This is a genomic window from Acinetobacter sp. AOR34_HL, from assembly GCF_027854795.1.
Lineage (GTDB): Bacteria > Pseudomonadota > Gammaproteobacteria > Pseudomonadales > Moraxellaceae > Acinetobacter > Acinetobacter junii.
In genome coordinates this window covers 65,077-87,069 of the sequence record NZ_JAKTID010000036.1, presented here as the reverse complement: position 1 = coordinate 87,069, position 21,993 = coordinate 65,077, and the positions used below count along the sequence as shown (strand labels likewise).

The following is a 21,993-nucleotide window of genomic DNA, read 5'->3' as shown; positions in this document are numbered from 1 at the left end:
TTGCAACAAAGATAGCATAGTGTACCTGATCCAGTTTTATCTGCGCATAGATTTTTATAAGGTGACCAAATACATCAATCAAAATGAGCATTGATCACATTGTTGAATAATTCAGCTTTCTTGTATCTTCATGATGATCATTTAATCCAATGAACTAGGGAAAAAATAACAAATGCAATCAGGTGCCATTCGTCCAATTCCAAACATGCTTCCACGTAAACTTTTTACTCCAGACCATGAAGCATTCCGTGAAACTGTTCGTAAGTTCTACGAAAAAGAAGTTGTTCCCAATATCGAAAATTATGAGAAACAGCAGCACGTAGATCGCGATTTATGGAACAAAGCTGGTGCGCTAGGTTTGTTATGCACAACGATGCCTGAAGAATATGGTGGCTCAGGTGTTGATCGACTCTACAGTATGATTCTGATAGAAGAACAAGCATATGCGATGGATTCAAGCACAGGTTTTTCTTTACATTCAGATATCGTTGCTAATTACATTAATAATTTTGGTAATGAAGATCAGAAGCAAAAATGGTTGCCAAAAATGGCATCAGGCGAAACGGTTACAGCTATTGCTATGACAGAACCAGGCACAGGTTCAGATTTGCAAGCTGTTCGTACAACGGCTGTACTTGATGGTGATGAATACGTTATCAATGGTTCTAAAATTTTCATTACCAATGGCTATCTTTGCGACATGGCAATTGTAGTTTGTAAAACAGGTAACAGCGACAAAGGTTCAGCCAATCTTTCATTAATTATTGTCGAAGCTGATCGTGCAGGTTTTAGTAAAGGTAAACCTTTAAACAAAATTGGTATGAAAGGACAAGATACATGCGAACTCTTCTTTGACAACGTCCGCGTACCAAAAGAAAATTTACTAGGTATGGAAGGCATGGGCTTTATCATGCTCATGAAAGAATTAGCATGGGAACGTATGTTAGTTGCGATTATTTGCCAAGCAGGTGCTGAAGCAGCTTTTGCACATACAGTTCAATATACTAAGGACCGTAAAGCATTTGGAAAACCAATTGGGACTTTCCAAAATACTCGCTTTAAACTAGCTGAACTAAGAACTGAAATTGATTTCTGTCGTACCTATTTAGATCGTTGCATGGAATTACAGTTAGAAGAAAGTCTAGGTGTCGATGCTGCTGCGGCTGCCAAATACAAAATTTCAGACATGTTCTCTAAAGTTGTAGATGAATGCTTACAATTGCATGGCGGATACGGTTATATGCTTGAATACCCAATCGCACGTGCCTACATCGACAACCGTGCAAACCGTATTTATGCTGGAACCAATGAAATCATGAAAGAGCTGATTTCTCGCACCCTATAATAAGATCTAAAGGGATAGCACTATCGATAATGCTATCCCTTTTTAAATCACTTCTGTTGTGTTTTTTCTGAGTGTTGTGCATCTTGAGGATTCATACGCATCATGATTTTCTTTATAGTGGCATGATCAGCATGTTGTTGCATCGTAGTATTCAGTGCTGCTCGAGCATCTTGTGTTGTGAAATGAGCAATCTCGCCACCAATACCACTTGCTTTCTTCGCCCAAGCCTTTCCCTCAGCAGATTCATAGAATTTCAACGCTGCTTCTAATTCTTTTTGATTAAAAGTTTCCACATAACGTTGAACGATAAACTGCTTTCGTTTTTCGCTATTCAAATTCTTGCTCAAATCAACATAAAACTGCTCAGGAATATCTTTAGGCAGTCGCATACGAATTTGCTCGATAATCATTTTATCAGTGTTCTGTAAACCTTGCTCAGTTCCGTCCATGGATACTAGCTTCTGTGCAACGGTCTCTTTCTTTTTAATATCTTCTGCAAAAGTCGCTGTGCTTAACATTAAAGTTATTAAAAGCAAGCCTATCCTCATGATTTCTTCCTTAATCGTTATTTAAATTTTGAATCAATATACTCGAATTCTTAACAGAAATTAAAATTTAGAAATAAAAAACCTATGTATTAACATAGGTTTTTTTATCAAACAAAAAATTTATGAAACTAATTTAGGCTTACGATCCGCTTGCTCACCACGTTTATGGAATTGCAATACGCCATCGTTAAACTTAGCATCTTTTAGATCTTTACGATCTGCAAGATAGTTATTGGTAATTTTCCAAGGCGCTTGCTTACCTTGTTTTGGCATAACATCAGCTGCACGTGCGATATAACCAGAAGACAATTTACCCATAATGGTATCCTGTTCAAACTGACTTGGGTCAGCATGAGCAATCACTTCATCATAGCCATTCTTATCCATATGATTAATCAAGCGGCAAATATAATCAGCTGCGATATCAACTTTTAATGTCCAAGAAGCATTGATATAACCAATAATCATTGCCATATTCGGCACATCACTCACCATCACACCTTGATACAACATGTGTTTAGAGGTATTAAGTGGCTTACCATCGATTGAACCTTGCACACCACCCAAGATTTGGATCTCTAAACCAGTTGCTGAGATCACAATATCTGCTTCTAAGTGTTTACCAGATTTTAACTGAATACCATTTGCGGTGAATTTTTCAATTTGATCTGTTTCAATACTTGCTTGACCTTCACGTAAAGCTTTGAATAAATCACCATCAGGAACAACACACAAACGCTGATCCCATGGGTTATAGCTTGGAGTAAAGTGTTTCATATCCACTTTACCTTTTAACTGCAACTCGATTCCTTTCAACAGCAAACGACGAACAGTTTTAGGATGCTTTTGTGCTAATGCATAAATTGCACGCTGCATGCCAATGTTACGAGCACGAGTAAATTTATATGCTGTTTCTTCAGACATGAATCGACGTGTCTTTTCATAAATAAAGTCAATTGAAGGCACTGTTGCGATATAAGTTGGAGAACGTTGCAACATGGTTACATGACCTGCCCCACCTTTTACCATTGAAGGAACAAGTGTAATTGCAGTTGCACCACTACCGATAATTACAACTTTTTTGCCTTTATAATCTAAATTCTCAGGCCAGTGTTGTGGATGGATAAATTGCCCTTTAAATTTATCTTGATCTTGGAATTGTGGTGCATAACCTTGGTCATAATTATAGTAACCAGTACATCCCATCACAAAATTAGCTGACCAAGTCTGCTTCTTCTTGTTGTTGTCTTCAATTTCAACCAACCACTTTTTCTTAGCAGAATCATAGTTTGCAGAAAGTACACGATGACCAAAGTGAATTTTCTCTTTTAATTTATTTTCAGAGATGACTTCACCTAAATAACCTTTAATTTCAGGACCGCTTGCTAAAACTTTTTCTTTTGCCCATGGTTTAAAGTTAAAACCAAAAGTAGACATGTCTGAATCAGAACGAATACCAGGATAACGGAATAAATCCCAAGTCCCACCAAAGCTATCACGACGCTCTAAAATTTCAAATTGGCGTTGCGGACAGTTCTTAGAAAGATGCACAGCTAACCCAATCCCAGAGATACCTGCACCAATAATTAAAACATCAACTTGCTTTTCCATTTTTTTTATACCCTGTATAAACCATGTCTTTATTAAAGCACAAATTTGACAATACACAATGTCAAGTTTAGTCATTCATAGGTTTTTTTATATCAGTTCGGGACATTTTGAAAAAAAAGAGGGTAAAAAAATCCTGAGATTTTTGCTTGGATTTGCTAATTTCTGAAACTGGAAATTAAGAATACATCCTTACTTTATTACAAAAAAATTAATTTAACTAATTAATATTTATAGAACATAAAATAGATTAAGCACATCAAATGTAGAGGCAATTTATAATGAAATTTTAATGTAAATAGGAACCTTAAATAATTCATATACCTTGTTTTGAAAACGAATAATCCTATAAACAAACCGTGAAGAGTGTGTACCATTGATTCCGAATTTATTTGCTGAAATTATACCAGCTCAATCTGCTGCAGGAATTGCATTAGGGTTAAATTTCAACACCTTTAAAGCAGTTTCAGATTTTCAAATCATTCATGATTATGAAGAATCAGACAACTTATCTTATGAGCAAAATAAATGGCTAGTTTTACACCGAAATTTAGTACAGCCAAGTGGACATCCTATTAGTGAAATATGTTGTTATTGGAATAAAAGCATTACGCTAACATTCAATGCAGATACAAATAGACTAGAATTCATCTATGTAGGCGAAGGATATCAAGGAAAATTATTAGGTTTGTTAGGAATAGGAGATCGGTTAGATTCAGTCAAAATACAATATAACTTTCATTTTGAAGGTGATAGACATTATCTTGAATATACACAAGATAGTAGCTTGGCTGGAGAAATTATTCCTGTTGAGATAGAAACAAACTACAGAATAGCGTACTCAGAAGAATATTCAGACCAAATTATTCAAGGTTTCTTGATCTACTTGCCACCAATTGAAAGAAATGATTTAAACATAATTGCTTAACTTAATGCTCCATCAATACATTTGAATACAATATCCTTAACCTTAAACAATAAAAAAAGCCGGTTATTACACCGACCTTTTTTGGAACAACTGACTGTTCTACACGTAGAAGTATTATTTTACTTCACGGTCAACGAGTTCAACGTAAGCCATCGGTGCAGCATCACCTGCACGGAAGCCCGCTTTAAGAACACGTAGATAACCGCCGTTACGCTCTTTGTAACGAGGGCCAAGAACGGTAAATAATTTACCAACAGTTGCTGCAGAACGAGTACGAGCAAACGCTAAACGACGGTTTGCTACTGTATCGTTTTTAGCTAAAGTGATTAAAGGCTCAGCAACGCGGCGAAGTTCTTTCGCTTTAGGCAAAGTTGTTTTAATTAACTCATGCTCAACTAAAGCATTTGTTAAGTTTTGGAACAACGCCTTACGGTGGCTGCTTGTACGGCCTAATTTCACACCACTATTACGATGACGCATGGTGATAGTCCTACTTAATTAACGGCTACGATAGGCAAAACGGTCATCCATACGGAGACTAGCAGGTGGCCAGTTCTCTAAACGCATGCCGAGTTGTAAACCTTTCGATGCCAAAACATCTTTGATCTCAGTTAACGATTTTTTACCTAAGTTAGGAGTTTTTAACAACTCAACTTCGGTACGTTGAACAAGATCACCAATGTAGTAAATATTTTCTGCCTTCAAACAGTTAGCAGAACGAACAGTTAGCTCGAGATCATCTACTGGACGAAGCAAAATTGGATCAACTTCTTCGCGAGGTTCTTGAGCAACTGGAGTTTGATCTTTCTGAAGATCAACAAAAATTGCAATTTGTTGTTGCAAGATTGTTGCCGCTTTGCGGATTGCTTCTTCTGGATCAACAGTACCGTTTGTTTCAAGATCGATCACTAGCTTGTCAAGATCAGTACGTTGTTCTACACGCGCATTTTCAACGGTATAAGAAACACGTTTAATCGGGCTATATGAAGCATCTAATTGTAAACGACCTACAGGGCGAGTTTCGCCTTCTGGGAAGCGTGAATCAGAAGTTTCGTAGCCACGACCTTGAGCAACTTTAAGGCGCATTTTTAATGAACCACTAGAACTCAAAGTACCAATTAAATGATCAGGGTTAACCACTTCAACATTATGAGGTAAACGAAGGTCAGCTGCTGTTACGTCACCTGCACCTTGCTTCTCTAATGTTAAATATGCTTCGTTTTGATCGAACAGCTTAATAGACAATCCTTTTAGGTTCAGCAAGAGCTCGACGATGTCCTGCTGCAAGCCTTCTAAAGTACTGTACTCGTGCTCGACACCTTCTATTTCTACTTCAACCACAGCAGCGCCAGGTAAAGAAGACAATAGAATGCGACGTAAAGCATTACCTAGAGTATGACCAAAGCCACGCTCTAAAGGTTCCAGAATCACTTTTGCCGAGGTCCCGCTCACCGCTTCGACCTTGATCGCTTGCGGAGTTAGAAACTCGTTTGCAGTACGCGTCATTTATTGCTACCTCAAGGATTATTTAGAATACAATTCTACAATCAAGCTTTCGTTGATTTCAGCAGGTAAATCAGAACGATCTGGAGCAGCTTTGAACGTACCTTCTAACTTAGAATGGTCAACTTCCATCCAAGCAGGGATACCACGTTGAGCAGCTAATTCAATCGCGTTTTTAATACGCAATTGTTGTTTAGCGCCTTCATGCACTGCAATTACATCGCCCGCTTTAACTTGAATAGACGCAATGTTTACACGACGACCATTTAAAGTAATAGAACGGTGACTTACTAACTGACGAGCTTCTGCACGTGTAGAACCAAAACCCATGCGATAAACTACGTTATCAAGACGGCTTTCAAGCAATTTCAACAAGTTTTCACCTGTTGCGCCTTTAACACGAGCTGCTTCTTTATAGTAATTACTAAATTGACGCTCTAACACACCGTACATACGACGTACTTTTTGTTTTTCACGTAATTGTAGTGAGTACTCAGATTGCTTTCCACCGCGTGCCTGACCATGTTGACCAGGTGCTTTGTTAGCTTTTTTTGTTTTGACGTCAAATGGTTTAACGCCAGATTTAAGTTGCAGGTCTGTCCCTTCGCGGCGAGAGAGTTTGCATTTTGGACCAATATAACGAGCCATGAATGTTTCTCCTTACACGCGACGTTTTTTAGGTGGACGGCAACCGTTGTGAGGAATTGGAGTCACATCGGTAATGCTGTTAATCTTATAACCCACTGCGCCTAATGCACGAACCGCAGACTCACGACCTGGACCAGGACCTTTTACAAGGACGTCTAGGTTTTTCAAACCGTAATCTAAAGCTGCTTTACCAGCAACTTCAGCAGCTACCTGAGCAGCGAACGGAGTTGATTTACGTGAACCACGGAAGCCTTGTCCACCTGAGGTAGCCCAAGCCAATGCATTACCTTGACGATCGGTAATCGTTACAATGGTGTTATTAAAAGACGCGTGAATGTGTGCAACACCTTCAGAGACGGTACGAGTGACCTTCTTGCGTGTGCGAGTATCTTTAGCCATCTTTTAGCTTCCAGAAATCTTACTTTTTAATCGGTTTGCGCGGACCTTTACGGGTACGTGCGTTAGTTTTGGTGCGTTGTCCGCGAACAGGCAAGCTGCGACGATGACGAAGACCGCGGTAGCAGCCTAAATCCATTAAACGTTTAATGTTCATGGAAATTTCGCGACGTAAATCACCTTCGGTCGGAACCTTAGCAACTTCTGCACGAATCGCATCAAGCTGAGCATCATCTAATTCACGAATTTTTGTAGTCTCAGTGATACCTACAGCAGCTAAGATATTCTTAGCAGTGTGGCGGCCGATACCAAAAATATACGTGAGAGAGATAACAGCATGCTTGTTATCCGGAATGTTTACACCGGCAATACGAGCCATTCAATTTTCTCCAAAAAGGCAGTCAAGATAATCAACCGCCCCACAAAAATCTTGAGGGGCGGATAATAACCTAATTAGCCTACTGAAATCAACAGGTCTTAATTAAATTAACCTTGACGCTGCTTATGACGAGGTTCTGCGCTACAAATCACGCGAATAACCCCATTACGACGGATAACTTTACAGCTACCACAGATTTTCTTTACAGAAGCTTGTACTTTCATGATGAAACCTCTAAGTGCGCTTATCCCTGAGGATGAGCAGTCGTTTTTCTCATTAACGTTTGATTATCATATTGATGCGAAGTTAGATGCGCTTGAAGTTGCGCCATAAAATCCATCACTACAACAACTACAATAAGCAATGATGTTCCACCCAAATGGAATGGAATACCAAATGAACTTTGTAAAACCATCGGCATTAAGCACACAACGGTGATGTAGATTGCACCAATAAACGTCAAACGATTAAGGATATGATCTAAATAACGAGCCGTTTGCTCACCTGGGCGGATACCAGGCACATACGCTCCGCTACGTTTCAAATTCTCTGAAACTTCTTTCGGGCTAAAAACAAGCGCGGTATAGAAATAACAGAAGAAAATAATTAACGCACCAAAGAGCATTAAATATAACGGCTGTCCAGGCGATAACACCAATGCCAAGTCTTGCAGACTACGCTTAATAATCCCTGCATTAGGATCAGCACTACCTAGCCATTGCCCCAAACTCGCTGGAAATAATAACAATGAGCTTGCGAAAATTGCTGGGATTACACCTGCCATATTAATTTTCAATGGCAAATGTGTTTGCTGTGCAGTAAATACACGACGCCCTTGCTGTTTTTGAGCATAGTTCACTGGAATACGACGTTGTGCTTTTTCAATAAACACAATCGCAGCTAAAACTGCTAAAGATAATAATCCAAATACAGCTAAACCAATTAAACTACCTTGACCATTTTGTACTGTTGTAAATGACTGAATTACCAAGTTTGGTAAGCCTGCCACAATACCTGCGAAAATGATCATTGAGATACCATTACCGACACCACGTTCAGTAATTTGCTCCCCTAACCACATCAAGAACATTGTTCCAGCAACCAATGAAGTTACCGCTGGAACATAAAATGCCAATCCCGAAGTCAAAGTAATACCCTGACTAATGAGACCAGCACACATCCCCACCCCTTGCACTAGTGCAAGGAATAAAGTTCCGTAACGTGTATATTGATTAATCTTGCGTTTGCCTTGCTCGCCTTCTTTTTTCAAAGCCTCTAACGAAGGGATCACTGTCGACATTAATTGCACGATAATCGAAGCAGAAATATACGGCATGATACCTAACGCTAGAATCGACATGCGTTCTAATGCACCGCCAGAAAACATGTTAAATAAACCTAAGAAGGTACCTTCATTAGCTTTAAAAAAACGTGCCAGCGCTACATTATCAATACCCGGCAACGGAATATGCGCTCCTAGTCGAAAGACCAATAACGCGCCAATTAAAAACATTAATCGGCGGATAATTTCACGATATTTCACATGAAACGGCTGGCCTTTCATCATGTTAACATGACCAGTAGAACTAGGAGTCATAGACACTCGAGATTACTCCTCGACTTTACCGCCAGCAGCTTCAACAGCAGCTTTAGCGCCTTTAGTCAACGCAACACCTTGTACAGTGAACGCGCGAGTGATTTCACCAGAAAGCACGATGCGAGCACGAATCTGGTCACGACGAACAACATTCGCAGCTTTTAAAGTTTCAAGGCTAACGATGTCGCCTTCCACTTTATTCAACTCAGACAAACGCACTTCAGCAGTTTTCAAAGCGATTTGGCTAGTGAAACCGAATTTAGGTAAACGACGATATAACGCAGTTTGACCGCCTTCAAAGCCTGGACGAGTACCACCACTTTTACGTGAGTTTTGACCCTTGATACCACGACCACCAGTTTTACCAACGCCAGAACCGATACCACGGCCTAAACGACGGTTTTCACGCTTTGCACCTTCAGCAGGTGAAAGTTCATTTAAACGCAGAGTCATGGCTTATTCCTCTACACTAACCATATAGTAAACTTTGTTGATCATACCACGGTTAGAAGGCGTATCTTGCACTTCTACAGTATGACCAATACGACGCAGACCTAGACCTTGTAGGCAAAGTTTATGATTTTTTAAACGATGCGAAGAAGATTTAGTCTGGGTAACTTTAATCGTTTTCATGATTGATTACCCTTGAATTTGTTCTACTGAAAGACCACGTTTCGCAGCGACTTTCTCAGGAGAAGTCATATCACGCAAACCTTTGAAAGTTGCGTTTACTACGTTAGCAGCATTAGTAGAGCCATAACATTTAGCAAGTACGTTATGTACACCTGCAGCTTCTAAAACGGCACGCATAGCACCACCAGCAATTACGCCAGTACCTTCAGAAGCAGGTTGCATGTATACACGGCTTGCACCATGACGAGCATTCACAGGGTGTTGTAAAGTAGTACCAGCAAGGTCTACAGTAATCATGTTGCGACGAGCAGCTTCAAGTGCTTTAGAAATAGCAGCTGGAACTTCACGTGCTTTACCACGACCAAAACCTACACGACCATTACCATCGCCCACAACAGTTAATGCTGTGAAAGAGAAGATACGACCACCTTTAACAACCTTGGCTACACGATCAACGGCAACCAGCTTTTCAACGAGACCTTCGTTTTGTTCAACTTTCGCCATGATTAGAACTCCAAGCCGCCTTCACGAGCAGCATCAGCCAAGGCTTTGATACGACCATGATATTTAAAACCAGAACGGTCAAATGCAACTTTAGTAACACCAGCTGCTTTAGCACGTTCTGCGATCAAAGCACCTACTTTAGTAGCCGCTTCAACGTTACCAGTAGTACCACTACGTAAAGATGCATCTAAAGTTGAAGCTTGCGCTAAAACTTTGCCACCATCTGCTGAAATAACCTGAGCATAGATGTGACGCGGAGTGCGGTTTACACACAAACGAGTCGCACCCAATGCACGGATGTGCAAGCGTGTGCTTTTCGCACGACGCAAACGGGTTTGTTTCTTTTCGTTCATAAGAACCTCGCGCCTTATTTCTTCTTAGCTTCTTTACGAAGAATAACTTCATCCGAATAACGAACACCTTTACCTTTATATGGTTCAGGAGAACGGTATGCACGGATTTCCGCTGCCACTTGACCTAACAACTGCTTGTTTGCTGATTTCAAAATGATTTCAGTTGCAGTTGGAGTTTCCGCTGTTACACCTTCAGGTAAAGCGTAGTCAATCGGGTGTGAATAACCTAATGCTAGGTTAACAACAGTACCTTTAACAGCAGCTTTGTAACCTACCCCAACAAGTTGTAGTTTACGTTCGAAGCCTTCACTAACACCTTTTACAAGGTTGTTCAATACAGCGCGAGCAGTACCAGCTTGCATCCAAGCATCTTTCGATTCTTTTACTGGAGCAAGTTGAAGTTTACCTTCTTCCTGTTTTAGCTCGACCAGCGCATGCAGGTTGAAAGACAATGTACCTTTGCTGCCTTTCACTTCGACCTGCCGGCCGTTCTGAGTAACTGTTACACCATTAGGTACAGTTACTGGGGCTTTAGCCACACGAGACATGAGGAATCACCTATTAAGAAACAAAAGCAATAACTTCACCACCAACACCCGCAGCACGTGCAGCGCGATCAGTCATGATGCCTTTGCTTGTAGAAACAATTGCAATACCCAAACCTTGCTTAACGCTAGGAAGTTTATCTTTACCACGGTATTGACGTAGACCTGGACGGCTTACGCGCTTAACCGTTTCGATAACTGGTTTGCCTTCGAAATATTTTAGCGTAATAGTCAAAGTAGATTTTGCATCTTCTTGAGCAACTTCTACATTTGAAATATAACCTTCTTGTTGAAGTACGTTTGCAATTGCAACTTTCAACTTAGAAGAAGGCATAGAAACAACTTGTTTCTTCGCCATTTGTGCGTTACGAACACGTGTTAACATGTCGGCAACGGTATCTTGCATACTCATTTAGTCGCTCCTTACCAGCTTGCCTTAACAACGCCTGGTACATCACCCTGCATTACTGTATCACGTAATTTGTTACGGCTTAAACCGAACTTACGGAAGTAACCATGAGGACGACCAGTTAAACCACAGCGGTTACGAAGACGTACTGGAGATGCATTACGTGGCAATGCTTGTAACTTTAACATCGCTTCGAAACGTTCTTCGTCACTTGCGTTTACATTTGCAATCGTTGCTTTTAATTCAGCACGTTTTGCAGCGTATTTAGCAACTGTCTTTTCGCGTTTCAATTCGCGATTAATCATACCTTTCTTAGCCATATCGACCTCTTATTTGAACGGGAAGCCGAATGCACGCATAAGCGCACGGCCTTCGTCATCGCTACGAGCAGTTGTCGTAATTGTGATATCTAAACCACGAATACGATCAATCTTGTCAAAATCGATTTCAGGGAAAACGATTTGCTCTTTTAAACCCATAGAGTAGTTACCACGACCATCAAATGATTTTGAAGAAAAACCACGGAAGTCACGGATACGAGGAATCGCGATAGAGATCAAACGGTCCAAGAATTCGTACATTTGGTCGCCACGTAAAGTAACTTTACAACCAATTGGCCAACCATCACGGATTTTGAAACCAGCGATTGATTTACGAGCAAGTGTCACAACTGGTTTCTGACCAGCAATGAGTTGCATATCAGCAACAGCACCATCTAATAATTTCTTATCAGTTGCAGCTGCGCCTACACCCATGTTAAGAGTGATTTTTGTGATGCGTGGAATTTCCATCACATTCTTAATGCCAAGTTCTTCTTTTAACTTTGCTTTAAGTTCGTCATTGTAACGTGCTTTAAGTCTGGCCATTGCCTTTTCAACCTATTACTTCGCTGCCGCCACTGATTCACCATTTGATTTATAAACACGAGTTTTCGTGCCATCAATCACTTGGTAACCAACACGGTCAGCCTTTTGGGTTGTAGCATTAAAAATTGCCACGTTAGAGATATGAAGCGTTGCCTCTTGAGTAACGATACCGCCTTCAGCGCCTGTTACACGGTTTGGCTTTTGATGCTTCTTCACCAAGTTAAGACCTTCGACCTTAACTCGATCTTCAGAAACAGACAAAACAACACCTTGTTTGCCTTTTTCTTTACCTGCGATCACAATTACTTGATCGCCTTTTTTAATCTTAGCCATGATTGCCTCTTATAGAACTTCAGGAGCCAATGAAATGATTTTCATGAACTGTTCAGTACGAAGTTCACGAGTCACTGGTCCGAAGATACGAGTAGCAATCGGAGCTTTGTTGTTATTCAAAATAACAGCTGCGTTATCGTCGAAACGTATAACTGAACCATCTGGACGACGGATGCCGAATTTTGTACGAACAACTACAGCATTCATCACGTCACCTTTTTTAACACGTGCGCGTGGGATTGCTTCTTTTACAGTAACTTTAATAATGTCGCCAACAGAAGCATAACGACGATGTGAACCACCTAGTACTTTAATACATTGTACGCGGCGTGCACCACTGTTGTCTGCTACGTCGAGCATACTTTCGGTTTGAATCATTGCCCTACTCCAAAACCGAGCATCACCGGTCACAATTTCGAAAGGCTCAAAGAGTACTCGAAATTGTCCGATGATGCAACAAGAACGTCTAATTACTCAGCAGCAGCTTCAACTACTTCCACTAAAGTCCAAGCTTTAGTTTTAGAAATTGGGCGGCTTTCTTTGATGGTTACCAAGTCGCCTAATTTAGCAACATTGTTCTCATCATGAGCGTGTAATTTAGTTGAACGGCGGATTGATTTGCCATACAACGGGTGTTGAACGCGGCGTTCAATAAGCACAACAATAGATTTGTCCATTTTGTCGCTTACGACTTTGCCGGTTAACGTGCGGACTGTTTTTTCACTCATTGTCCGTTCCCCTGTTTTTCGGTAAGGAGTGTCTTGATACGAGCAATTGTCTTACGAGCAATTTGCACTTCGTGCGATTTGCCCAACTGACCAGTTGCTTTCGCCATACGAAGACGGAATTGGTTAAGCTGTTGCTCATCAAGCATCGCTTTCAACTCTTCTACCGATTTTTCACGTAGATCTTTAGTTTTCATTACATTACCGTCCGAGTCACGATAGTGGTTTTAAACGGAAGTTTAGCAGCAGCTAAAGCAAAAGCTTCACGCGCTAATTCATCGTTCACACCTTCAATTTCGTACAGGATCTTACCTGGCTGAATCTGGCAAACCCAGTATTCCACGCTACCCTTACCTTTACCCATACGAACTTCTAATGGTTTTTCGGTAATTGGTTTATCCGGGAACACACGGATGAAGATTTTACCACCACGTTTAATACGACGGCTAATGGTACGACGGCAAGCTTCGATTTGACGCGCAGTCATACGACCACGTTCAGTCGCTTTAATCGCAATCGAACCAAATGATACTGTACTACCACGATGCGCTAGACCAGTGTTACGGCCTTTGTGCACTTTACGGAATTTGGTACGTTTAGGTTGCAACATGGATTATTCTCCCTTGTCAGCAGCACGGTCACCGCGACGACCACGACGCTCTTGACCTTCACCACGACCACGACCACGTTTAGCTGGACGCTCTTCAGCAGGAGCAGGATTCATGACTTGTTTCATGCCACCTAAGATCTCGCCACGGAAAATCCAAACTTTAACACCGATCGTACCGTAAGTTGTTTCAGCACGCATAGTTGCATAGTCGATATCAGCACGAAGAGTATGCAAAGGAACACGACCTTCACGATACCATTCAGTACGAGCAATCTCTGCACCACCTAAACGGCCAGAAACTTCAACTTTGATACCTTTCGCGCCAGCACGCATAGTGTTTTGAACCGCACGCTTCATAGCACGACGGAACATTACACGCTTTTCTAATTGAGAAGCGATTGCTTCAGCAACTAAACGAGCATCTAAGTCTGGGCGATCAATTTCGTTGATGCTAACTTGCGCTGGAACACCCATAATGTTGGTGAGTTCGCGCTGTAATTTCTCAATATCTTCGCCTTTTTTACCGATAACGATACCAGGACGAGCAGTGCTAATAGTTACTTTAGCAGCGCCTGTAGGACGTTCGATAAGAATATTGCTTACCATCGCATTCTTAAGTTTTTTAGTTAAAAACTCACGAACTTGAAGATCTTTAAGCAAGTATTCAGCGTATTGTTTCGGACTCGCATACCAGTTAGCGTTATGGCGTTTCACAACACCTAGGCGGATACCGATTGGATGAACCTTCTGACCCATATCAAACCCCTACCTTAACGGTGATGTGACAAGTACGCTTTGTAATACGATCCGCACGGCCTTTAGCACGTGGCAAAATACGTTTAAGGCTCATACCTTCATCAACGTAAATCGTAGTTACTTTAAGATCGTCAACATCTAAGCTGTTGTTGTGTTCAGCATTTGCAATTGCAGATTCAAGCGCTTTTTTAACAAGCACAGCTGCTTTTTTGTTGCTGAAGTTCAAAATATCTAGCGCGCGCGCAACCGATTTACCACGGATCAAATCAGCAACTAAACGTGCTTTTTGTGCCGAGATAGCGGCACCGCGTAATTTTGCAGTTACTTCCATCATAGCACCTATTAACGTTTAGACTTCTTATCAACACCGTGACCACGATAGGTACGAGTTGGTGCGAATTCACCAAGCTTATGACCAACCATATGCTCAGTAACAATTACTGGAACATGGTTACGACCATTGTGAACAGAAATTGTTAAACCAACAAAATCTGGAAGGATCATTGAACGACGTGACCAAGTCTTGATCGGCTTACGGTTGTTAGCTGCAATTGCTGCTTCAACTTTAGCGAACAAGTGTGCGTCGACGAATGGACCTTTTTTTAATGAACGAGGCATTATTCAGATTCCTTTACTTGACGCGACGGTCGCGAATAATCATCTTAGTCGTACGCTTATTGGTACGTGTCTTGTACCCTTTAGCTTTTTGACCCCATGGGCTTACAGGTTGAATACCTTTGCTACGCCCTTCACCACCACCGTGTGGATGGTCAACCGGGTTCATCGCCATACCACGAACAGTAGGACGAACACCGCGCCAGCGTGAAGCACCAGCTTTACCCAATGAACGAAGGTTGCTTTCTTGGTTAGAAACTTCACCAATTACAGCACGACATTCAACGTGGATTTTACGCATTTCACCAGAACGTAAACGAACGATTGCGTAAGAACCATCACGACCTAACAACTGAACTGAAGTACCAGCAGAACGTGCTAATTGAGCACCTTTACCGATTTTAAGTTCAACGTTGTGAAGTGTAGAACCGATAGGCATATTACGAAGCGGTAAGCAGTTACCTGGACGAATTGGAGCATCGTTACCAGATTGTACTTTATCGCCAGCACGCAAACCTTTAGGTGCGATGATGTAACGACGCTCACCGTCAGCATACAAAACTAATGCAATGTGTGCAGTACGGTTAGGATCATATTCAATACGCTCTACAGTCGCTGGAATACCATCTTTGTTACGTTTAAAGTCAACGAGACGATAGTGTTGTTTGTGTCCACCACCAACGTGACGAGTCGTAATGTGACCGTTGTTGTTACGACCACCAGTACGTTTTTTAGCTTCAACCAACGGTGCATAAGGTGCGCCTTTGTGAAGATGGTCATGAACCACTTTCTCTACAAAGCGACGTCCTGGAGACGTTGGCTTACATTTTTGAATCGGCATAATTTTCGTCCTTACTCCGCTGCGTTTTCAGCGGTATCGCCCAAGTCAGCCATTTCTACATCTTGGCCAGCTTTCAGGGTGACGTATGCTTTTTTAACATCAGAACGACGTCCTAATGTACGACCAAAGCGTTTTGTTTTACCTTTAGTGATCGTTGTATTTACTTTCACAACTTCAACACCAAAGAGCTGCTCAACTGCTTTCTTGATTTCAAGCTTGTTTGCATTTAATGCAACTTTAAATACTTGAACACCAGCAGTATCACCTAAAACTTGTGCTTTTTCTGAGAATACTGGTCCTTGTAGGACTTGATATAAACGTTCGTTGTTCATCCGAGTTCTACCTCAATTTTCTTAGCAGCAGCTACAGACATGACAACTTTATCGAATGCGATCAAGCTAACAGGATCAATTGCAGTTGCGTCCACCACATCTACATGTGGGAGGTTGCGAGCTGCAAGATACAAGTTCTCATCTACAGCATCTGTAACGATCAATGCACGAGTTGCATTTAAGTCGTTAAGTTTTGCAAGCAATTCTTTAGTTTTTGGAGCCGCAACAGCAAACTCTTCAACTAATACAAGACGATCTTGGCGAACAAGTTCAGCTAAGATACATTGCATTGCACCGCGGTACATTTTGCGGTTAACTTTTTGAGACCAATCTTGTGGACGAGCAGCAAAAGTTTTACCACCACCTACCCAGATTGGGCTACGAATAGAACCAGCACGAGCGCGACCAGTACCTTTTTGACGGAATGGCTTTTTACCACCGCCAGAAACATCTGCACGTGATTTGTGAGCACGAGTACCTTGACGACCACCAGCTAAGTAAGCTGTAACAACTTGGTGTACAAGAGCTTCGTTAAATTCACGTCCGAAAGCAACTTCAGACAATTCAACAGCAGAGCCGGAAACAGTTTTTAAATTCACAGTATTTCCCCTCAGGCCTTGATGGTAGGACGCACGATAACGTCGCCGCCAGTTGAACCAGGAATAGCACCCTTAACAACTAAAACTGAACGTTCAGCGTCAATAGATACAATTTCAAGACCTTGAACTGTTACGCGTTCATCACCTAAGTGACCAGCCATTTTCTTGCCTTTGAACACGCGACCAGGTGTTTGGTTTTGACCTGTAGAACCTAAAACACGGTGAGATACAGAGTTACCATGTGTAGCATCTTGCGTACGGAAGTTCCAACGCTTAACACCACCTTGGAAGCCTTTACCTTTAGACTGACCAGTTACGTCAACAATTTGACCAACTGTGAACAAGTCAACACCGATAGAACCACCAACTTCACGACCTTCAAGCTCAGCTTCAGTAACACGGAACTCTTTAACTAAACGACCAGCAGCAACACCAGCTTTCGCAAAGTGACCTTTCTGAGCGCTAGTTACGCGCGATTCGCGACGTTCACCAGTAGTTACTTGAATTGCTTGATAACCATCAGTTTCAAGTGTTTTGATTTGCGTAATGCGGTTTGGATCGACTTCGATAACTGTAACAGGTACAGATACACCAGCATCTGTAAAGATGCGAGTCATACCACATTTGCGACCGACTAAACCAATAGCCATGTGCATAAACCTCTAAAAAAGCGGCTTAATTAACTTAGAGTTAATTAACCGAAAGCCTTAACCCAAAGCGATCTGAACATCAACACCAGCAGCAAGATCTAACTTCATCAATGCATCAACAGTTTTATCTGTAGGTTGAACGATGTCGATCAAACGCTTATAAGTGCGGATTTCGTACTGATCACGAGCGTCTTTGTTGACGTGTGGTGAAGTAAGAACGTTGAAGCGTTCGATGCGAGTAGGCATCGGAATTGGACCACACACTTGTGCGCCAGTACGCTTAGCGGTTTCTACGATCTCTTGAGCAGATTGATCAATCAAACGATGATCAAAAGACTTCAAACGGATACGAATTCTCTGGTTAGACATACCAGTAAACTCCAAGCCAAATATATAAAGAATCACCCATGACGCACCTCACCTTTTTGGCAAGTGTCAAGGGCAGTGAAAATCACTATGGTCGTGATCGATGCCACGACTGTAATGCGTTAACTACTTTCTTCGTAGAAAACGCCCTCCATTTGAGGGTCGCCCATTATAGCGATTGTTTAAGTCTTATGCAATTCTTCTTTTATTTTTTACCGTTAAAAAATCAATTTAAGCGCTTACAACATATTCAATTGCTTGATTAAGCAAATCGTTGCCTTGTTGAAATTTATTTTGGTTTGTTTTTTTGAGCTCAGCGATTGATTGAACAAATTCCCCATTAAACACAGCCATGTCTTCTTCATTTTCAATCAACAATTGCAATGCATGTGGCGTCATTTCAGGATGAAATTGAAAACCTAAAACATTACGTCCAATTTGATAAAGTTGATTTCTACATACTTCATTTTCTGCTAAACGGATACCACCTCTAGGTATTTCAAAGGTCTCGCTATGCCATTGCATAATGTTAATTTTCTCTGGAATTTGAAAACAATTTTCAGGTATGTGTGAAGCTCGACCAACATCCATCCACCCCAACTCTTGATATTGATTACGGCTAACCGCAGCACCAAGTGCATTTGCAATTAACTGCCCACCGAGACATAAGCCTATAGCAGGCTTTCCTGATGCCAAATAACGACGCAACCATCTTTTTTCCAATTTTAACCATGGGTAATTTGCTTCATCATTCACACTCATCGTCCCACCCATGATAATTAACAAATCCACCTCATCTACATGTGGCAATGCTTCCAATTCCAATGGCAGGTCGACAGGCAAAGCAAAAAACTCTGTTGCCGTGATTTTTGCTTTATGTGCTTTCAAGAAATTGTAACAACTACCAAAACCTTCACCTGCGATGTGCTGAAAATAATGCACTCTTAAATGCGACTTCATGCGCTAAAACCTATTATCGTTAGAATGATACTAAGTCTTAGCAAAAATAAAGCCAGTTTCATTCAATCTATTTGATCTGTAACGATTGTGTACAAAACACCTGAACAACTAGCAGAATTGTTGTTTTTCTCTTAACCTAAATCCATCTATTGATTTGATTTAGCACCATGACTAAGCACCAAAATGCACAAACCAACCTTATTCACGCACCAAGAAAAGCCCCTCAATATATAGAAACTATTCAACCTCCCCTATATCGTGCATCTACCATTATTTTTAAAAGCACATCGCACCTTTTTGATCGTCATTGGACAGATCCCTATGACTATAGCTATGGCACACATGGCACGCCAACAACATTTACGCTTGGCGATAACATCGCGCAAATTGAAGGCGGTTTGTTTAGCTTACTGGCACCGAGTGGTTTATCTGCAATCAATTTAGTCAACAGTACTCTTTTAAATTCAGGCGATGAGGTATGGGTTGCAGATAATATTTATGGTCCAAATTTAGAGCACCTCAATAACCTTCAAACACGTTATGGCATTCAAGTTAAAGTTTATAACCCAATTGATATTGATAGTTTCACACCTTCAGAAAAAGCGAAGTTAATTTGGCTCGAAGCTGCTGGTTCTGTCAGTTTAGAGTTTCCTGATTTAAAGAAACTAGTCAAAAAAGCCAAGCAATTTAATCTCCTCACCGCCCTAGATAACACTTGGGGGGCTGGTCTCGCTTTTAATGCATTTGATTTTTCTGATGAACATTTATCGGTTGATGTAACAGTACACGCCCTTACCAAATACCCAAGTGGTGGCGGAGACATCCTCATGGGCTCTGTTGTAACGCGCGATCAACATTTACATCATAAACTTTATCGCATGCATGCAACCCAAGGCATATCTGTTTCAGGTGATGATACTGCGCAAATTCAACGTAGTTTGGCGCATATGTCGCTGCGTTATGAACAGCAATCTCAAAGCACACTAAGATTATTAGATTGGCTAAAACAACAGCCCCAATTTATTCAAGTTTTACACCCAAGTCTTTCCGATTCAGCTGGACATCAATTTTGGAAAGAGGTTTGCACCACAGGCAAGAGTGCTGGCTTGGCAAGTGTAATCTTTGATTCAAGATATGATATGCATGCAGTTCGTAGATTTTGCGATAACTTAAAACTATTCAAACTTGGTTTTAGTTGGGGTGGACCTGTAAGTTTGGTGATGCTCTATGATTTAAAACAGATGCGTGCATTGGAAAATACACATTTACAACAAGGTTTATTGGTTCGTTTCTGTATAGGACTAGAAGATCCTGCGGATTTAATTCAAGATATTCAAAACGCATTAAAACAACTGGAATGACGCTTATAATAGGTGAAGAATGAGTACACCCATCGTAATTGCAAAAAAAACCACAGATACAACACAAGATATTGTTCTACATTCTCAATTTGCTAACCGCCATGGTCTGATTGCTGGTGCAACCGGTACAGGAAAAACAGTAACTCTAAAAGTACTTGCTGAGAGTTTTTCTCGTATCGGCGTCCCTGTTTTTCTAGCAGATGCGAAAGGTGATGTTTCAAGCCTAGCCAAAGCAGGTTCAAGCAGCCCCAAATTTGATGAACGCATTAAAAGTCTGCATCTGGATTCTGTTCCATTTGCAGCTTCACCTGTTATTTTCTGGGATCTATTTGGCCAACAAGGACATCCAATTCGAACCACAATTTCTGAAATAGGCCCTTTATTATTAGCGCAGATGCTAAATTTAAACGATACACAAGAAGGTGTATTGTCCGCAGTATTTAGAATCGCAGATGATCAAGGCCTTCTCCTCATCGACTTTAAAGATCTAAAGGCGATGCTAACTTATGTCAGTGAAAATGCTGCTGAACTGAAAAATGAGTATGGCAATCTCTCTCCTGCCAGTATTGGTGCGATACAACGCAATCTGCTTGCGTTAGCAGATCAAGGTGGAGATCAGTTTTTTGGTGAACCAAGTTTGAATATTCTAGATTTTATTCAAACAGATACTCAAGGTCATGGCTATATCAACCTTCTCGCTGCAGATAAGTTGATGAATACCCCAAAACTTTATGCAACATTCTTGCTTTGGATGCTCTCAGAATTATTTGAGCAACTACCCGAAGTTGGCGATATGGATAAGCCTAAACTTGTCTTCTTCTTTGATGAAGCACATTTATTGTTTTCCAATGCTAGTCCAGCTTTGCAAGAGAAAATTGAACAAGTGGTTCGTTTAATTCGCTCGAAGGGTGTAGGAATCTACTTTATCACTCAAAACCCACTTGATTTACCAGAAAGTGTTCTAGGTCAACTCGGGAATCGAGTACAACATGCTTTACGTGCTTTTACACCTAAAGATCAAAAAGCGGTCAAAACCGCAGCCGACACTTTCCGAGCCAATCCTGATTTTAAGGTTGATCAAGCGATTACTGAACTAGCTGTAGGTGAGGCTTTGATTAGTTGTTTGGATGAACAAGGCACCCCTCAGATTGTTGAGCGTGGTTGGGTGATGCCCCCATATTCCTCTTTTAGCCCAATCACCCCTGAAGAACGACAGGTGATGATGGGGCAAAGTATTGTTGCTGGGGTTTATGATCAAGCCTTAGATCGTGACAGCGCTTACGAACTTTTACAGAAAAAAGTATTACAACAGTCTCAGCAAAAGCAAGCTGACGAACTCGCTAAGCAGCAAGTAAAGGAACAAGAAACCCTCGCAAAGCAACAAGCAAAAGAACAAGAGCGATTTGCCAAAGAGCAACAAAAAGCGGCAGAAAAAGCGCAACGTGATCGTGAAAAGCTCACACAAGACATTGTCGGTACATTTGCAAAAAGTGCTGCCCGAAGCTTAGGTGGTAGCACTGGACAAAAAATAGTGCGTGGATTACTCGGCTCATTATTCGGAAAATAAAAAAATCTCAAAAATA

The 21,993-nt window shown here is 41.2% G+C and carries 34 protein-coding genes and 1 pseudogene; 4 read left to right on the top strand and 31 right to left on the bottom strand.

Annotation, left to right across the window (positions count from 1 at the left end; all coding sequences use genetic code 11):
- Positions 1-172 precede the first annotated feature (172 nt).
- Complete coding sequence (locus MKL32_RS06010) at positions 173-1,345, top strand: acyl-CoA dehydrogenase family protein (RefSeq protein WP_262578888.1); 1,173 nt, start codon at positions 173-175, stop codon at positions 1,343-1,345.
- A gap of 47 nt (positions 1,346-1,392) precedes the next feature.
- Here the strand turns inward: MKL32_RS06010 and MKL32_RS06005 are convergent, their stop codons facing one another.
- On the bottom strand, positions 1,393-1,893 hold the full coding sequence (locus tag MKL32_RS06005; protein WP_005403244.1) for a DUF2059 domain-containing protein: 501 nt from the start codon (positions 1,891-1,893) through the stop codon (positions 1,393-1,395).
- Positions 1,894-2,013: 120 nt separating this feature from the next.
- Positions 2,014-3,504, bottom strand: coding sequence for a flavin-containing monooxygenase (locus MKL32_RS06000; RefSeq protein WP_004909331.1), 1,491 nt, complete (start codon positions 3,502-3,504; stop codon positions 2,014-2,016).
- A 373-nt stretch (positions 3,505-3,877) separates the two neighbouring features.
- Between MKL32_RS06000 and MKL32_RS05995 the strand changes: the two genes are divergently transcribed.
- Positions 3,878-4,429: a hypothetical protein gene (locus MKL32_RS05995; protein WP_270900300.1), complete on the top strand. Its 552-nt coding sequence runs from the start codon at positions 3,878-3,880 to the stop codon at positions 4,427-4,429.
- A gap of 114 nt (positions 4,430-4,543) precedes the next feature.
- Here the strand turns inward: MKL32_RS05995 and rplQ are convergent, their stop codons facing one another.
- The 29 genes and pseudogenes from rplQ to MKL32_RS05850 all read right to left on the bottom strand — a co-directional run bounded on the left by rplQ (position 4,544) and on the right by MKL32_RS05850 (position 19,049).
- On the bottom strand, positions 4,544-4,909 hold the full coding sequence (gene rplQ, locus MKL32_RS05990; RefSeq protein ID WP_004641032.1) for a 50S ribosomal protein L17: 366 nt from the start codon (positions 4,907-4,909) through the stop codon (positions 4,544-4,546).
- Positions 4,910-4,927: 18 nt separating this feature from the next.
- Complete coding sequence (locus tag MKL32_RS05985) at positions 4,928-5,935, bottom strand: DNA-directed RNA polymerase subunit alpha (protein ID WP_004660372.1); 1,008 nt, start codon at positions 5,933-5,935, stop codon at positions 4,928-4,930.
- 18 nt (positions 5,936-5,953) lie between these two features.
- On the bottom strand, positions 5,954-6,580 hold the full coding sequence (gene rpsD / locus MKL32_RS05980; protein WP_004909337.1) for a 30S ribosomal protein S4: 627 nt from the start codon (positions 6,578-6,580) through the stop codon (positions 5,954-5,956).
- Positions 6,581-6,592: 12 nt separating this feature from the next.
- Complete coding sequence (gene rpsK, locus MKL32_RS05975) at positions 6,593-6,979, bottom strand: 30S ribosomal protein S11 (protein ID WP_001040166.1); 387 nt, start codon at positions 6,977-6,979, stop codon at positions 6,593-6,595.
- 19 nt (positions 6,980-6,998) lie between these two features.
- The gene (gene rpsM, locus MKL32_RS05970; protein ID WP_000090815.1) at positions 6,999-7,355 is read right to left on the bottom strand and encodes a 30S ribosomal protein S13; all 357 of its coding nucleotides are present in this window, start codon (positions 7,353-7,355) and stop codon (positions 6,999-7,001) included.
- 107 nt (positions 7,356-7,462) lie between these two features.
- On the bottom strand, positions 7,463-7,579 hold the full coding sequence (gene rpmJ, locus MKL32_RS05965) for a 50S ribosomal protein L36 (protein WP_000867907.1): 117 nt from the start codon (positions 7,577-7,579) through the stop codon (positions 7,463-7,465).
- A gap of 20 nt (positions 7,580-7,599) precedes the next feature.
- Complete coding sequence (secY, locus tag MKL32_RS05960; protein WP_171053828.1) at positions 7,600-8,919, bottom strand: preprotein translocase subunit SecY; 1,320 nt, start codon at positions 8,917-8,919, stop codon at positions 7,600-7,602.
- Positions 8,920-8,964: 45 nt separating this feature from the next.
- Positions 8,965-9,405: a 50S ribosomal protein L15 gene (gene rplO, locus MKL32_RS05955; protein ID WP_004964322.1), complete on the bottom strand. Its 441-nt coding sequence runs from the start codon at positions 9,403-9,405 to the stop codon at positions 8,965-8,967.
- 3 nt (positions 9,406-9,408) lie between these two features.
- Complete coding sequence (rpmD, locus tag MKL32_RS05950; RefSeq protein ID WP_000849088.1) at positions 9,409-9,585, bottom strand: 50S ribosomal protein L30; 177 nt, start codon at positions 9,583-9,585, stop codon at positions 9,409-9,411.
- Positions 9,586-9,591: 6 nt separating this feature from the next.
- Positions 9,592-10,089, bottom strand: a complete 498-nt coding sequence (gene rpsE, locus MKL32_RS05945) for a 30S ribosomal protein S5 (RefSeq protein ID WP_004657688.1) — start codon at positions 10,087-10,089, stop codon at positions 9,592-9,594.
- 2 nt (positions 10,090-10,091) lie between these two features.
- Positions 10,092-10,442 (bottom strand): 50S ribosomal protein L18, encoded by a 351-nt coding sequence (gene rplR / locus MKL32_RS05940; RefSeq protein WP_004641044.1) that lies wholly within the window; start codon positions 10,440-10,442, stop codon positions 10,092-10,094.
- Positions 10,443-10,456: 14 nt separating this feature from the next.
- Positions 10,457-10,990, bottom strand: a complete 534-nt coding sequence (rplF, locus tag MKL32_RS05935; RefSeq protein WP_004909344.1) for a 50S ribosomal protein L6 — start codon at positions 10,988-10,990, stop codon at positions 10,457-10,459.
- A gap of 13 nt (positions 10,991-11,003) precedes the next feature.
- Positions 11,004-11,399: a 30S ribosomal protein S8 gene (rpsH, locus tag MKL32_RS05930; RefSeq protein WP_004909347.1), complete on the bottom strand. Its 396-nt coding sequence runs from the start codon at positions 11,397-11,399 to the stop codon at positions 11,004-11,006.
- An 11-nt stretch (positions 11,400-11,410) separates the two neighbouring features.
- The gene (gene rpsN / locus MKL32_RS05925; protein ID WP_001074624.1) at positions 11,411-11,716 is read right to left on the bottom strand and encodes a 30S ribosomal protein S14; all 306 of its coding nucleotides are present in this window, start codon (positions 11,714-11,716) and stop codon (positions 11,411-11,413) included.
- A gap of 9 nt (positions 11,717-11,725) precedes the next feature.
- The gene (gene rplE / locus MKL32_RS05920; RefSeq protein WP_004909351.1) at positions 11,726-12,262 is read right to left on the bottom strand and encodes a 50S ribosomal protein L5; all 537 of its coding nucleotides are present in this window, start codon (positions 12,260-12,262) and stop codon (positions 11,726-11,728) included.
- Positions 12,263-12,277: 15 nt separating this feature from the next.
- The gene (gene rplX, locus MKL32_RS05915) at positions 12,278-12,595 is read right to left on the bottom strand and encodes a 50S ribosomal protein L24 (RefSeq protein WP_004909354.1); all 318 of its coding nucleotides are present in this window, start codon (positions 12,593-12,595) and stop codon (positions 12,278-12,280) included.
- Positions 12,596-12,604: 9 nt separating this feature from the next.
- On the bottom strand, positions 12,605-12,973 hold the full coding sequence (gene rplN, locus MKL32_RS05910) for a 50S ribosomal protein L14 (protein ID WP_004657680.1): 369 nt from the start codon (positions 12,971-12,973) through the stop codon (positions 12,605-12,607).
- A gap of 92 nt (positions 12,974-13,065) precedes the next feature.
- The gene (gene rpsQ, locus MKL32_RS05905; RefSeq protein ID WP_004657679.1) at positions 13,066-13,323 is read right to left on the bottom strand and encodes a 30S ribosomal protein S17; all 258 of its coding nucleotides are present in this window, start codon (positions 13,321-13,323) and stop codon (positions 13,066-13,068) included.
- Positions 13,320-13,517: a 50S ribosomal protein L29 gene (gene rpmC / locus MKL32_RS05900; protein WP_004909358.1), complete on the bottom strand. Its 198-nt coding sequence runs from the start codon at positions 13,515-13,517 to the stop codon at positions 13,320-13,322. The genes rpsQ and rpmC overlap by 4 nt, the downstream gene beginning before the upstream one ends.
- On the bottom strand, positions 13,517-13,930 hold the full coding sequence (gene rplP, locus MKL32_RS05895; protein ID WP_004641059.1) for a 50S ribosomal protein L16: 414 nt from the start codon (positions 13,928-13,930) through the stop codon (positions 13,517-13,519). The genes rpmC and rplP overlap by 1 nt, the downstream gene beginning before the upstream one ends.
- Positions 13,870-14,686: pseudogene (rpsC, locus tag MKL32_RS05890) on the bottom strand (30S ribosomal protein S3). Before rpsC ends, rplP begins: the two are co-directional and overlap by 61 nt.
- A 1-nt stretch (position 14,687) precedes the next feature.
- Entirely contained in the window at positions 14,688-15,017 is a 330-nt protein-coding gene (rplV, locus tag MKL32_RS05885) for a 50S ribosomal protein L22 (protein WP_004683272.1), read from the bottom strand.
- An 11-nt stretch (positions 15,018-15,028) separates the two neighbouring features.
- A complete protein-coding gene (gene rpsS, locus MKL32_RS05880) occupies positions 15,029-15,304 on the bottom strand; it encodes a 30S ribosomal protein S19 (RefSeq protein ID WP_004641066.1) in 276 nt (91 codons plus the stop codon).
- 13 nt (positions 15,305-15,317) lie between these two features.
- Positions 15,318-16,142: a 50S ribosomal protein L2 gene (gene rplB, locus MKL32_RS05875; RefSeq protein WP_004909365.1), complete on the bottom strand. Its 825-nt coding sequence runs from the start codon at positions 16,140-16,142 to the stop codon at positions 15,318-15,320.
- An 11-nt stretch (positions 16,143-16,153) separates the two neighbouring features.
- Positions 16,154-16,474: a 50S ribosomal protein L23 gene (gene rplW, locus MKL32_RS05870; protein WP_004877633.1), complete on the bottom strand. Its 321-nt coding sequence runs from the start codon at positions 16,472-16,474 to the stop codon at positions 16,154-16,156.
- Complete coding sequence (gene rplD, locus MKL32_RS05865) at positions 16,471-17,073, bottom strand: 50S ribosomal protein L4 (protein ID WP_004909368.1); 603 nt, start codon at positions 17,071-17,073, stop codon at positions 16,471-16,473. The genes rplW and rplD overlap by 4 nt, the downstream gene beginning before the upstream one ends.
- Before the next feature lie 11 nt (positions 17,074-17,084).
- Positions 17,085-17,723 (bottom strand): 50S ribosomal protein L3, encoded by a 639-nt coding sequence (gene rplC / locus MKL32_RS05860; RefSeq protein WP_004909372.1) that lies wholly within the window; start codon positions 17,721-17,723, stop codon positions 17,085-17,087.
- A 57-nt stretch (positions 17,724-17,780) separates the two neighbouring features.
- The gene (gene rpsJ, locus MKL32_RS05855; protein ID WP_000070912.1) at positions 17,781-18,092 is read right to left on the bottom strand and encodes a 30S ribosomal protein S10; all 312 of its coding nucleotides are present in this window, start codon (positions 18,090-18,092) and stop codon (positions 17,781-17,783) included.
- A gap of 228 nt (positions 18,093-18,320) precedes the next feature.
- Positions 18,321-19,049 (bottom strand): type 1 glutamine amidotransferase, encoded by a 729-nt coding sequence (locus MKL32_RS05850; RefSeq protein ID WP_004909373.1) that lies wholly within the window; start codon positions 19,047-19,049, stop codon positions 18,321-18,323.
- 167 nt (positions 19,050-19,216) lie between these two features.
- Between MKL32_RS05850 and MKL32_RS05845 the strand changes: the two genes are divergently transcribed.
- Both MKL32_RS05845 and MKL32_RS05840 read left to right on the top strand, forming a co-directional pair.
- The gene (locus MKL32_RS05845) at positions 19,217-20,410 is read left to right on the top strand and encodes a PLP-dependent transferase (RefSeq protein WP_125272276.1); all 1,194 of its coding nucleotides are present in this window, start codon (positions 19,217-19,219) and stop codon (positions 20,408-20,410) included.
- A gap of 19 nt (positions 20,411-20,429) precedes the next feature.
- A complete protein-coding gene (locus MKL32_RS05840) occupies positions 20,430-21,977 on the top strand; it encodes a helicase HerA-like domain-containing protein (RefSeq protein ID WP_112987449.1) in 1,548 nt (515 codons plus the stop codon).
- The last annotated feature ends 16 nt before the right edge of the window (positions 21,978-21,993 follow it).